This is a genomic window from Fulvivirga sp. (assembly GCF_040218215.1).
Lineage (GTDB): Bacteria > Bacteroidota > Bacteroidia > Cytophagales > Cyclobacteriaceae > Fulvivirga.
The window spans coordinates 16238-28960 of record NZ_JAVJQL010000026.1; the positions used below are offsets into that span (position 1 = coordinate 16238).

Here is a 12723-nt window from a genome sequence, read left to right on the forward strand (position 1 = left end):
TTAAGTTAAGAAGGGGTTATGGATGGGTAGCTTAAATAGCCATTAAACCATCGATCGATTACAATAACTGGCCTTTTCAAAGTCTCTTATGTTCATTGAAATAATTGGCACATTAGGTAGCATGGTTTTAAGTGCTGAGACTATGGCTTTGGAAAGGCTGAGCTTTTGTTCATCCGTTCGTCCTTCCATGATGTTACCAAATACATGGATGAAGCCAGCTGCATCTCCAATGTTGTAAAGTTTAAATGGGTTAATTCGGACTTTTATATCCCCTTTTGCGAAGAGATTGGCAGCATCTGCAGTATCATAGACCCTTTGCATTATTTGTTCAGGAGATTTCATCTCCAATACATTTTCAGAGCAATCAATTATAAAATGTGGCATAGGTGTTTTTGTGTTTAGTATATTATTTATTTTGTTCAGTTAAGTTAACCGTATTGGTCAGCCTTCTCATAAATTGTTCTTTAAAAGCCTCGTTTATGGTGGTTTCTGAACAATCACAGACCCTTTCTCCATAGCTCAACACAAATTCAGCATTGCCATCATCAGTAGTTTTAAAGTATTGCTTTAAGTATACAGCCGGATAAAAGTCGAACCCTTCATTTTGAAAAAACTGCAGATCCTTAGCATCTGACAGCAATGCTTCTGTTATCTCTACGCAGTTATCCTTAGTATAAAACGCTATGTCATTAAGTGTTGCAGCCTCCATATAGCTGTAGTTAAGATAACCGGAGCTATCTCGCAGGGCTTCTGCATGCACCATTATAATGGTCATAGTATCATAAACTGCAGCTGCAGATACATTGAAAGGATGTTCGTGAAAAACAGGATTATGGTTTAAGAAGCCCGTTCGTTTAAATCCATCAGGTATATCTAGCGCAAGCCTGACGGCATGTACCGAATTTAGGCTGGTCTCCTCGAATTGGAGATATTGAAATTTGCTGTTTGAAAGTTTTTCCTGAGCTTGTGTCTCTCTGCCAGAAACACAAGCTATTAGAATGATAATCAAAGAAAGAATTCTATAAGTCCTCATCATTATATGGTTTGAAATAGTTGATCGGCTGGTTTTCTTACTTTTTCCCTGAACTGTGTGTTGTCATCTTTAGACCTATAGCCTACAGGAGCAATGACAGAGGCATTCAGTCCCATTTCGTCCAAGCCCAAAATGCGATTGTAGGCTTGTTTATCAAATCCTTCCATGGGGCAGGCATCCAGCTTGAGTTCAGCACATGCAACTATCAGGTTGCCAAGTGCCAGATAGGTTTGCTTTTCAGCCCAGCTCTTTCGCTCTTCCCTACTCATTTTATTGATGGAGTCTTTTATAGTATTACCATAGTCTGTCAAACCAGTGTGGTCTGTATCTTGCGTTTCAGCAATGAGCTGGATGTAATTATCTACAAAATGGCTGTAGTTGTCGGTATAATTACAGAATACAAACAGGCATGACGCATCTGTGATTTGAGACTGATCCCATGATGCCTTACGCAGTTCCTCCCTCACCTCTTTATTTTCAATAATCAGTACTTTATACAGTTGGAGGCCATATGAAGAAACCGATAAGCGTACCGCTTCCTTTAGCCTTTCCAGGTCTAAAACATTGATAGTTCTGGAGGCATCAAATTTTTTGGTGGCATAGCGCCAGTTTAAGTTTTTAATTAAATTCATTGTTTGTTGTTTTTGAGTTTTACATAATTTTTAATGGTGAATTCCACCTGAAATCCCACTTTGGTATAAAGGTGTTTGCCACTTTCAGAGGCTTGTAACGTAGCGTGTGAAGCCCCTTCTTCTGCAGCTATATTTAATGTTTGTAATAGGATATCTTCAGCAAAACCGCGTTTTCTCATTTCAGGAACGATACCCATGGAATGTATCCCTGCTATTTTTGTATGGTTAGTAAACAGTGCTACCGTTCCCACAGGCTCATTGTGGTGCATTCCCAAAAGATAGTTTACCTCTTTCCTGGTTTTCATTATTGTTTCAGGGTGTATCAGATACCCAAAGGCCTGCATAAAAGTGTCAGACCACACATTGGCTGACTCCTGATCGGTGACATATTTTAAGGAGAGATTATTAGAGGCTTCCTCGATAGGGTTGAGTGCCTTTGACATGCCATATTGCTCGGATTTTAATTCGAAGCCGCAAGCTTCAAGTGCCTTACCGAGATCATTTGAAGGATCATCCCAAACAGGAATGGTGAAATTCTCCAACTTGAACTGATTAGTAATTTCATGGATGTAACCTCCATAGTTTGGATCCGAAAACCAAATCCTGTTTGGCCATTCTGAGTTGGCTACAACGCTCATTTCATAACTATTAGTAGAAATATAATCTCCCACATTTGTACCCACAAGCCTCCAAAGTGCCTGTAGGTTTTCTAAATTCATATGCTTTAAATCCATAATCTTATTCTTTAATTGTTAAGACATTTGGATGCATGCTCAATGCAAAATTGAAAAGGTTGGCATCCATTGTCATTGACTTTGGTTAAGAAGGAAGGTCTGTTATATTTTGAGTTTGGTAAGTACTACTCCCAATAACATAATAACCATTCCTATCACTCTCCTGACAGATACAGGCTCCAGAGGCATTCCAAACCAGCCAAAATGGCCTGCAATGGCCGCAAAAAGAATCTGGCCTGTGAGCCCGAATGTCACAGCTGTTGAAATGCCAATCCGGGGAATGAGGTAATAGAACAGTCCAACTGCGATAAAGCTCAACATACCCCCCGAAACCCACATATAGGCTGGAACTGTCCTTAGCTGACCCACAGTTGGAAACTGCTTCATAGTAGCCAATACTGCTATTACAGTAAAACTGGAACTGATAATCAGGGCTACTGAGGTCGCTAATAACGAGTTGTCCAGGATTACTCCCAGGCGTGCATTGAGCCCACCTTGCATTACGACCATTACCCCCACCGAAAAGGAAAGAAATAGTAAATACCAATTATTCATGACCTTGGGGGTTAGCGTACAGGAATGGCTATAGGACGCATAGGAGAACCACTTGCTCCTTTCAACTTCAATGAAGCTGCAATGAATGCAAATTCATAGATATGGTCCTGGGCTAGTTCTTCCAAAAACATCTGCTCGATGAACATCACACCTTTTTCTGCAAGCAGATAGGTATGCACCGGCACCCAGTTGTCTTCCCGCTCTGGAGGAAAAGCTTCCAGGCTTAGATTGTCAGCGCCCAGCAACATGATCTGCTGGTCTTCGACAAGCCATTTGACTGCATCCAGACTAATGCCAGGATACTTATCCAAATATTCATTGGCATCTTCATAAAATCGGGCTTGTCCCGTGCGAATCAAAACAACATCCCCTTTTCTCAGCTTTACTTTTTGCCTCCGAAGGGCCGTTTTAAGATCTTCAGCATTGATGCGGTAGTTTTCAGAGAGTCCTTCTAAGGCCTCTTCAACATCAATTAAAACACCGCGCGCTATTATCGGTGGAATAGTCTCTGAACCGGTCTTTTTCCATCCTTTGTCCCCCAGATGCTCTTCAGGTGTAAAGCCATTCCAAATTTTCCCGTTTAAACCAAAATGGTTGAGGGCATCGATGTGCGTACCCATATGGGTGTACATGGAAATGGCATCACCGGTATAGCTTACTTTCTGGTTCATGGCCTTACCCAACCCATTCGGGTTGTCAACAACTGTCCCATTTGGCGTATGGGTCAGCCAATATTGGTAAGAGGGATCACCCAATGCATCAAAGCTGGGCATTCCTACAAAGTAATCTACACTAAGGTCATAGGTTTTTCCTGATTGAATTTGTGACAGAATTTCAAGTTTTGAATCTTCCGTCATCATGTTAAGGGTTCCTATTTCATCCTGGGGACCCCACGGGCTCATACCAACTTCTTCGGTGCTCTGTGCCTTGACAGCGCTGATGAGAAGTACTAAAATAAAGGTGCTAAAATGTGCTTTCATAACTTTAACGTTTTATGCAAAGTTGAAAGCCACCGCGCCCGAAAGCATTAAGGTATCTTAAGAAAGCACTATAGGCTCATTTTTTTTCTGATGGCACTTAGATGCTCTGGCGTAACGCCTATAAATGCGGCAATCATGTATTGAGGGATCTTTTGTTCCATTTCCCGATAGTCTGATATGAACTTAACATAGCGCTCCTCAGCAGTCTGGCTCATTGTCCTGATGGTTCGGTTTTGTAATGCCACATAGCCATGTTGCGTTTTAATGCGGAAGAAGCGGTCCACCATGGGTATTTCATCGTATAGTTTATTGAGCCGGTCACGATGGATTTGAAGTACGGTACTTGGTGTAATGGCCTGAATAAACAGCTCTGAGGTAGTTTCTGTTAAGTAAGCATACAAATCATTGATCCACCATCCTGAAATGCCGAATTGGAGGATGTGTTCCATATCCTTCTCTCCTATGGAATATACCTTAAGACAGCCGTCAGCCACAAAGCGCATGTGATTAGACAAATCACCTTTGGAGAGCAGCAGCTCTTTTTTATTTAGCTGTTTAGCTACAAAAGCGCCTTTGATGATTTCAGCCTCCTGATCTGAAATAGGCACCAGCTGCCGAAAGTTTTCTATCAGAATGTCGTATTTCCCATCCATTTGACTGCTTAGCGTGGTTTGAAATACTAATATAGGTTACGGGATTTGAAAGAGCTAGAATGGATGGATAAGGCCAGGCTATATTGAATAAAGTTAAAAGGTGATTTTTAATGAGCAGTTTCAAAAAGGACAATAAAAAGTCTGCGGTTTAACCGATAAATTCTAACCAAAATCATACTTCTTCTCTATGGCATACCTGAGCAATTCGCCATTGCCATGCAGGCCCAGTATTTTTATCATATTCTTTCTGTGGGTTTCGATGGTATAAACACTGGTAAAAAGTTGATCGGCAATTTCACGTGAAGTTTTACCCTGCGCAATAAATTCCAGTATTTCCTTTTGCCGCTTTGTCAATTCACCTTTTTTCTGTTTTGCCTTATCATCACCTTCTATGCTAACATTAATATTAGGGTCGTAATAGGCCTCTCCTCTCGCAACTGTTTCAATTGCCGTACGCACTTCGTTTAACGATGAGCTTTTTAGCACGTAACCTGTTGCCCCTGCTCCCAGCATCTGGCTTACCGCTTCATCCTGATCAAACATGGTGAAGGCCAGAATTTGAATTTCAGGATATTCCTTTTTTATAAGCTTAGTGGCCGCAAAGCCATCAATTTTGGGCATCCGGATATCTGTGATAACAACATCTGGCTTTTTCTTTTCCACTATTTCCAATAACATTTCCCCATCATTGGCGGAACCTACCACCTGGATGTTATCATCATTTTCAAATTGTAATTCCAAGCCATCAATCAAGGATTGGTGATCTTCGGCAATAACTATTCTTATCATGTCGGTACTTCTATGATTATTGTTGTTCCCCTACCTATTTCTGAATCAATATTCATACTACCACCTAAGTGAGAAATACGCTTGTCTACGCTTTTAAGTCCCATCCCCTGGCTTCTGGTGGTAATGCCGGCAGTATCAAACCCATCTCCATTGTCCTCAATCATTATGTTGAGGTAATCTGAGTGCTTGGTAAGGTGAATATTTGCTTCTGATGCGTTTGAATGCTTCACAATATTGGTAATAAGCTCCTGGATAACCCTGAACAGGGTCAGCTCCATGGTGTTCTCCAACCGATCATCCAGGCCATGATCATTGACATTAATAGCCAGGTTATTGGCTATAGAAACCTTTTGAGCCATCTCATTAATTGATTTTAGCAGGCCATGTTTAGCTATTACTCCAGAGTTTTTGGCATGAGCGATCGCCCTGATCTTCTGATAAGCTTCATCAATGAGTGATTCCGTTTTTTCATAAAGCTTGTTTGTTGCCTGATTAGGCTCACTTTTAAATGAATTAAAGTGGAGTTTTATAGAAGCCATTAAGCCTCCCAGATCATCATGTAATTCATTGGCTACCTCCTGCCGCTCCTTTTCCTGCCCGGCAATCATGGCATCAATGCTGGCCAGCTCCTGCGCTTTGAGTAAATTTTCAACCCTCTGTTGCTTTAGCAGGACTTCCTGTTCAGCAAGCTGACGTTTTTTTGCAGTATTTTTTTGCAATAGTACCGCCATGCCTGTTCCTAAAACCAGTGCTACAATGGCAACTACAAGCCAGTTGCGGGTAATTTGTGCCTTTCGCTGTTCTTCCAATATTTGCTTTTCCTTTTCAGCGGTTTGGTATATGGTCTCCAATTCATTGAGCAGGTCGTTGTACTTGAACCTTCTCAGGCTATCCTGCGACAGTTCAAACCGCATATATTTATGATATGCTGACCTATAATCCCCTTTTAAGGTATCATAAACGGAGCTGTAGAAAAAGTAAAGCGCCTTGAATTGAAAATTTGACTTATTGACAATCGCAGTGTCAAATTGCGATAAATAATAGCGCAGTTGCTCGAGGTCTCTGTCCTTAGCGGCAATTCTGGCAGCGAACATAAGAAGCTGATTTACATTGTTTTTCTTGTAGTTATATGGAATTTTTGAGAATTCTTCCTCCGCTATTCTAATGCCATCCCAGACCTTTTCATAATTATTGATTTCTTCATAATAACTGGCAAAAACAGTGTAGGTCACTGCCTTGAGAAATGGGACTTCGTGTGTTTCAAAATACCTGATCAGCCATTGGTGTGAGGCATTATCCCATTGGTCGACATAGTAGTTCTTAAAGTTGAGTATCAGATTAAAATAGTGGTAGTTCGCCAGTTCAAAATTGTCATAAGCTGCTACTTTATAATCATCCAGGTAACTTTTATAGGTATTATTGTCGTACAGGTAGTTGATCCTGTGAAACCACAAAATCTTTTTCAGTACTTCGCATTCAAGCCTTTTGTCCTCTAAAGTCCTTGACTGCTCCAATGCTGTTTTGTAGTATTCAAGTGCTTCAATTTTCTTATCGTTGTAATTATGGAAATAATAGTCCCCTTTGTTGATATAATAATAAATTGAGCCTAAAGTAATTTCCTTAGGCTCGTGATCTTCGAAAAAGTGATGATTGATAAGCGTAAGATCAAATTCCTTTAAGAACTCAACTTGCCAATTAAGCATGAGCTTATCATAAGCTGATAATTGAGTATGTTCTAACTGAATATTGCTCAACTCATTTTTTCTTAAACAATCAATGATATCGGAACAATCATTAGCATAACCAATTAGCTGACTCATAAAAATCAATATCGCGACCAGGGTAGATCTCATGTGCTAGATTACCATTGAAACTGAGGCTTTACATTCTCTTCCCACTCCCACACCATCAGTAACATTAAAGCTTTCAATGGTACCAAAATCATATTCCCCATTGGCTGTTTCCACGATACCTAGCTGGTTCAGTTTCGTGATCATACTCTCTCCTTCCTTGGTTAATTTGACATCTTCACCATCACGAATTTGATAGATTGGATCAACATAAGAAGCCTGGTGATACAAATTTTCATCATCCCAAAAGGTTAATTTCTTCGTAACAGGTAAGTAAACAACTTCAGTCACTAATATATCTCCCGGTTTAAGCACAGTTACATGATTAGCCGCATGATGAGAATGCCTGAAGTTATTATTGAAGCCTTTAGCAAAAAGCGTGATTTTATAAACCTTACTGTTCGGATAGCCCGGTTCAAGAAGTTCCTGATATCTGGTTTCGTGTAAGCCGCATTCTTCTAATAATGAAAACTTTTCCAGACCTACAGTAACTTCTCCTGTATAGTTTTGGAGATAAAAATGTATGTTATCCAGATTGATTGCACCATTGGTGTCTTGTCTGCCTTCAAATCTGGCATTGATGACAAAATGAGTACCATATTGCGCTTCTGAAAATACTGGCTGGTATCCCCAGGCTTCATCCTTGCCTCTTTGTTCACTCAAATGAACCTTAAATTTTAATCTTTCATGCATGATATGTGTATTTTAATTTAAACAAATTTTTTAAAGTTTAACTCGGGCATTATCGCACCTCTATTGACGCCTTCGGTTATTTCAAAAGGCAATTTTTTATCTTTTAATATCATCCAAATTGGATTGTGAATGGTGTATTTGTGTCCGTTATCTGCGAAAACCAAACCTACCGCTGCTCCTGTTGATTTGTCAACCGAAACAGAGCCAGAGTCACCCTTGGCGGCCATATCCTTGGTCATAATTTGACGATGGAAAACCTGTTCACCCCTTGGATAATTGGTATGGGATACCCTAACACTACAATTGGTAGATATTATTTTTGCTCCTGCGTTGGGATAATCACCTGTACCAGCTCCATGTTTTTTAAGTGTCATTCCCCATTTTGGCATACCAAAGCCTTTAATGGTGTTATTTGGGTTATTGATTTTTACCCCCTTGTTTAAAATACCAATGGCAACATCCATATGCTCATCTAAATAATAGCTGTATAATTCACCTATTTTATCTTTCAAGAGCAATCTATCCACATCATGAGGTTGAATAATGGGTGATCTGAGTACCAGTTCACCATCGGTTAACACATGCCAATTAGAAATAAAGAATGTACGATTGGTGTTGTGTTGTTCAAAGAAAGCGCCTAAAGTACCCAGGCAGAGGTTGCAGTGCCGTGTTCCAATGAATGCAAATCTGGTCACATTAGTGGAAGAAGATAAACCATTAAATCGAGGAGTATCAATAATATCTAAAGAGGTAGGCGCTTTGAAGAAACCTTTTTGAAAAGATTTATCCTTAATATGTGTCTTAATTTTTATTCTAGTTCTATCGATGATCCTGAAATAAGGTGAATCATCAAGAACACGATCAAGGTTGTAAACACCTATTTCAATATCATATTCTCCCGGCTTCTCCTCATTTTCAAATACTCCTGCAAATTGAACGTTGGAATCATCAAAAAGACCCCTATCAATAAAGTTTTGTAATGTTAAATTGGCCTTACGTTCATCCATTTTGAATCTCTATGCTATGATTTATTGATTGATATGGAAAAGACTACAAATAATCTGATGTCTTTTTCTGCACAACAGTATTTCAAGTAATAGTTTAAAACCTAAAATACCTAATAGTTCAGGTTCAAATCAATACCCAGCTTTGGGTAGATTTATGAGCATGAGTGGATGGACATGATGCAAGTACTAACAAACCGCATTTCACTGGGGATGCAGGACGATAAACATGCATGTGAGAAGAGATAATTGTCTCACGTCATTCTGAGGATGCTGACAGACTGAAAGGATAGTCAGCGGACGAAAGAATCTCGTCATGGTTTATTGTAGAACTAGAAGAGCACAATGGCTGTTGGTTATCTAGTTGCATATGTACTGCCAATCCCAAAAGCATTTGAGACAAGAGGTCTAGCCAAAATAATCACTTCTACCCACATGGCCAGCGCACGTTCGGTATTTTGGCTGGCCAGTGCAATTTTTTGATGACTTTAATCTTAATATGACTCTGAGGTATAAGTATTACTTTCATTACCAAATTTGCTGTACAACTGTTTATAAAATACTGAAGGTTGATAAGAATCCGTTCTTGAACCGAATTTAGTGCTTTTAGTTATTACCTTAGAATAGAGCATTATACAGGCTTTTTTTGCTCGACTAACACAGACATAACATATACGCTTATCTTCATCATATTCTTTGCTGCCAGGTTTGTGGCTATACCAAGGAAAATTGCCTTGTTCCATACCTAACATAATGACAGCTTCAAATTCTAGCCCTTTAACACTATGTCTGGTGATAACTGTAATCTCATTATCTGGTTGGGATAATCGAGTAAGTTTTATATAGGGTGCATTCTGTAGTTTACCAGTCTTTGCCTCTTCAAAAAGCATAATTAGATTTTCTCGATCATCTGGATACCTTTCAGAATCTCTTAATAATTCTCCCATGTCCAAATTACCAATTATCCATTTCAACCAAGGAAGTAATTGTTGTTTCAGCCGTGCAGTTTCTAAAATCTCTTGAAATTCAATAATTATTTGATTTCGAGTTTTGTAAATTCTGGAGTTGCTATGAGACTGAATTAGATACTCCCAAAAGCTGAAAATTGATTTAAACGATTTAGATTGAGGGTCATTGCACCATGCTGCACACTCCATCAACCACTGGATGATATCAGATCTTGTATCAAAATTCCATTTGGCAACATATGCTGGTAGCCCTTGGTTATTTAGAATCATAGCCATTGTGAATGCCTGATCGTTAGACCCAGTAATAATCGCGATCTCTTTATGAATAATGTCTTGCTTTAAAAGCTTAGGTACAACCTTGTTTGCAACGCAGTTATATTGTTCTATCATTTCTGCATAACAACTAATAAAGCTAAAATCAGCACTCTCCCCCGTCCTAGTTTGAGCCTTGTATTCGGGAACTGGTGGTGGTGGGTCAAGAGCTGTCAGGGATGCATTAATTATGTGCTCATTACTTCTATAATTGTGAATTAATCGATGTGATTCAAAATCATCTCTATCATAAAGTTCTAATAGAAAATCTGGGTATGCTCCTTGAAAGCCATATATTGATTGATCCATATCTCCTACTGCATATATTATAATGTCAGTGTTCCCATGTAGTGATAACACCATCTCATGAAGTGCTTTACCTAGATCTTGATACTCGTCAATTAAAAGATATGGGAATTTTGATTCAAGAGACTTACGGACATAGTCTTTTTGTTGAATCAGTTGAAGCGCTGTTTTAGTAATTTGGGTGAAATCAATGACTCCAGACTCCATTAATCGATCCTCAAACAATTTTGCAGCACTTGAATATAGCGGATTCGTATCCGTCACTACTTCACTTTCTCCCACTATTGAAATTAAACGTTCCCTATCAATTCCCAATTTTGAAATATCATATTCAGTTTTATCTAAATCTTTTAAGATTCCACGATATATTGAATTAACTACCTCACCAGAGGCTATTTTAAAAGGTTGAGGAACTTTAAACTCTGGGTACAGGCTTTGAAAAGGAATGATAATTTCTGCCAAACAAAAGCCATGAACAGTTCCTATATAATCTATTGGTCGACTTCTATATCCGTAGTTATGAAGCCTGTTTTTTAATTCTCGTACTGTTTCTCTGCTATAGCTTATGCATGCCAGTCCAGTGTTGCGTGAATTGCTCGATTGTATAAGTTGAATTGCTTTTAATGTTAGTACTCTAGTTTTTCCACTTCCTGGACCTGCTATAATAACACTATTTCCCTTAGAAGAGTACGCATTATATTGATGTTCATCAGCTTTAATTGATTCAAGGTCTGCATAAAAGGACTCATTCATCTTTCTACCTTTTTAACAAGATAATTTATCGATTCTTTAACATATTCTGGAATTTGCTCAGCAGTACACTCTGAAGCTAGGCGTTGCGCAAAACGTCCCTTTCCCACCGTATTTTCTATTTTATTCAAGGCATTCCAATAGTTACCTGAATCGATCTCTTTTTCAAAATTCGCTTGCTGTCTATCTCCTCCTGGTTTTATATCCGCAAACACACTTTTTATAATTTCATTTTCGACATCACCTCCCTTTTCCATTATATCAACCTCTAGAGTATACTTCCCAACGAACAGGCCATGATTTTTAAAAAACTTTCTTTTGCTTAAAGTTGAATCCGTTCTCTTAATACCTATTGAAGAAAGTGTTTTGCTTGCAATTCCAAAGCCTGCATATTTTTTTTTACTTCCGTTAGTCGATTTTTTATGGAAAACTTTCTTTGTTAGGTTATTATCTTTACTGTCTACCTCTTCTTCGTAATAATCTCCATCCGTTATTACACACCACGGGATATTAAGTTCATTTAATAGCTTTACATAGGGTGTAAAATGGTTAGAATTCACATTACATACTGATATTTGGTTGTAGTCTAACGATAACCCTTGCAATTCAGCAAAACGCGGAATTAAATACTCTTCAGCAATTCCTTCAACTAAAATAACTCCTGCACTTAAAAACAATTCACTTCTTTTGGTATCTAAATATCTTTGCAAGTCATTCCTGTCCTTGTCTGTTAGAGTTAATTGGTGTGAAGATTTTATTTCCGTTTCTTCTTTGTCATTTTGATAAAAGTGAACAATTGAATTTAGTGGTGCAATTGAAGTAATATGAGTAGAATGGGTTGTAAATATTACTGAAGTAGTGCTTTTGTGAAGCACTTCACCATATAAAAGACGCTGCAGGGCTGGATGTAAATGTGCTTCAGGCTCTTCAATAGCCAGAATAGTGAAACCTTGTGAAGGATTATAATATCGATTCATGAAGGAATAGAATAGATCATAATCCACTGCTTCATTAATCTTGTCATTCAAAATATAACTTCCCGATTCATTTTTAGTATAGTTTTGCTGAAGGTATTTGTTAGAATCATTAGGAATAAGGCTATTAAACTTATCCTCTCTTAAAATTTCAGGGATAGTCCTGTCACGGATTAACAAGAGCATTAGGGTAATATATAATATATTACAAAGTCCTAGGCTAATCTCTGAAACAGGCCGTTTCTGATGTCCCATTAAAACTTGAATAGTATGGAGTAACCTTTCAGGTTCAATATCAAATGTCGCTAATGTAAGTTCATTATCGAACTGAGCTCCAGATAGGGTTTGAAAGAGACTGTAAATTAAACTCTGTCTAAGAAGATTTTAACAATTAACTTAGATAGACAATGACACAAGAAGAGATTGACCAATTACAGAGCAAAGCACTTGCTCAGTTCAAGTCAGGCAAATCCCTATTCGGTAAGGATGG

Annotated in this window: 13 protein-coding genes; all 13 read right to left on the reverse strand. The window is 38.6% G+C overall.

Annotation, left to right across the window (positions count from 1 at the left end; translation table 11 throughout):
- Positions 1–42: 42 nt before the first annotated feature.
- On the reverse strand, positions 43–384 hold the full coding sequence (locus RIB54_RS17845) for a 5-carboxymethyl-2-hydroxymuconate Delta-isomerase (RefSeq protein WP_350102158.1): 342 nt from the start codon (positions 382–384) through the stop codon (positions 43–45).
- A 22-nt stretch (positions 385–406) separates the two neighbouring features.
- Positions 407–1036 carry a hypothetical protein gene (locus RIB54_RS17850; RefSeq protein WP_350102159.1) on the reverse strand — a complete coding sequence of 210 codons (630 nt, stop codon included), beginning with the start codon at positions 1034–1036 and terminating at the stop codon, positions 407–409.
- Positions 1036–1665: an NAD(P)H-dependent oxidoreductase gene (locus RIB54_RS17855; protein WP_350102160.1), complete on the reverse strand. Its 630-nt coding sequence runs from the start codon at positions 1663–1665 to the stop codon at positions 1036–1038. The genes RIB54_RS17850 and RIB54_RS17855 overlap by 1 nt, the downstream gene beginning before the upstream one ends.
- A complete protein-coding gene (locus tag RIB54_RS17860) occupies positions 1662–2399 on the reverse strand; it encodes a GNAT family N-acetyltransferase (RefSeq protein WP_350102161.1) in 738 nt (245 codons plus the stop codon). Before RIB54_RS17860 ends, RIB54_RS17855 begins: the two co-directional genes overlap by 4 nt.
- 102 nt (positions 2400–2501) lie before the next feature.
- Positions 2502–2954, reverse strand: a complete 453-nt coding sequence (locus tag RIB54_RS17865; protein ID WP_350102162.1) for a DMT family transporter — start codon at positions 2952–2954, stop codon at positions 2502–2504.
- Between the two features lie 11 nt (positions 2955–2965).
- Positions 2966–3934, reverse strand: a complete 969-nt coding sequence (locus tag RIB54_RS17870) for a cyclase family protein (RefSeq protein ID WP_350102163.1) — start codon at positions 3932–3934, stop codon at positions 2966–2968.
- A 68-nt stretch (positions 3935–4002) separates the two neighbouring features.
- A complete protein-coding gene (locus tag RIB54_RS17875; RefSeq protein WP_350102164.1) occupies positions 4003–4587 on the reverse strand; it encodes a Crp/Fnr family transcriptional regulator in 585 nt (194 codons plus the stop codon).
- Between the two features lie 162 nt (positions 4588–4749).
- Positions 4750–5376: a response regulator gene (locus tag RIB54_RS17880; protein WP_350102165.1), complete on the reverse strand. Its 627-nt coding sequence runs from the start codon at positions 5374–5376 to the stop codon at positions 4750–4752.
- Complete coding sequence (locus tag RIB54_RS17885; RefSeq protein WP_350102166.1) at positions 5373–7229, reverse strand: ATP-binding protein; 1857 nt, start codon at positions 7227–7229, stop codon at positions 5373–5375. The genes RIB54_RS17880 and RIB54_RS17885 overlap by 4 nt, the downstream gene beginning before the upstream one ends.
- A 3-nt stretch (positions 7230–7232) precedes the next feature.
- The gene (locus RIB54_RS17890) at positions 7233–7919 is read right to left on the reverse strand and encodes a hypothetical protein (protein WP_350102167.1); all 687 of its coding nucleotides are present in this window, start codon (positions 7917–7919) and stop codon (positions 7233–7235) included.
- 17 nt (positions 7920–7936) lie between these two features.
- Positions 7937–8926 carry a hypothetical protein gene (locus tag RIB54_RS17895; protein ID WP_350102168.1) on the reverse strand — a complete coding sequence of 330 codons (990 nt, stop codon included), beginning with the start codon at positions 8924–8926 and terminating at the stop codon, positions 7937–7939.
- A gap of 491 nt (positions 8927–9417) precedes the next feature.
- Complete coding sequence (locus tag RIB54_RS17900; protein ID WP_350102169.1) at positions 9418–11262, reverse strand: UvrD-helicase domain-containing protein; 1845 nt, start codon at positions 11260–11262, stop codon at positions 9418–9420.
- Positions 11259–12488 carry a TOPRIM nucleotidyl transferase/hydrolase domain-containing protein gene (locus tag RIB54_RS17905; protein WP_350102170.1) on the reverse strand — a complete coding sequence of 410 codons (1230 nt, stop codon included), beginning with the start codon at positions 12486–12488 and terminating at the stop codon, positions 11259–11261. Before RIB54_RS17905 ends, RIB54_RS17900 begins: the two co-directional genes overlap by 4 nt.
- Positions 12489–12723 lie beyond the last annotated feature (235 nt).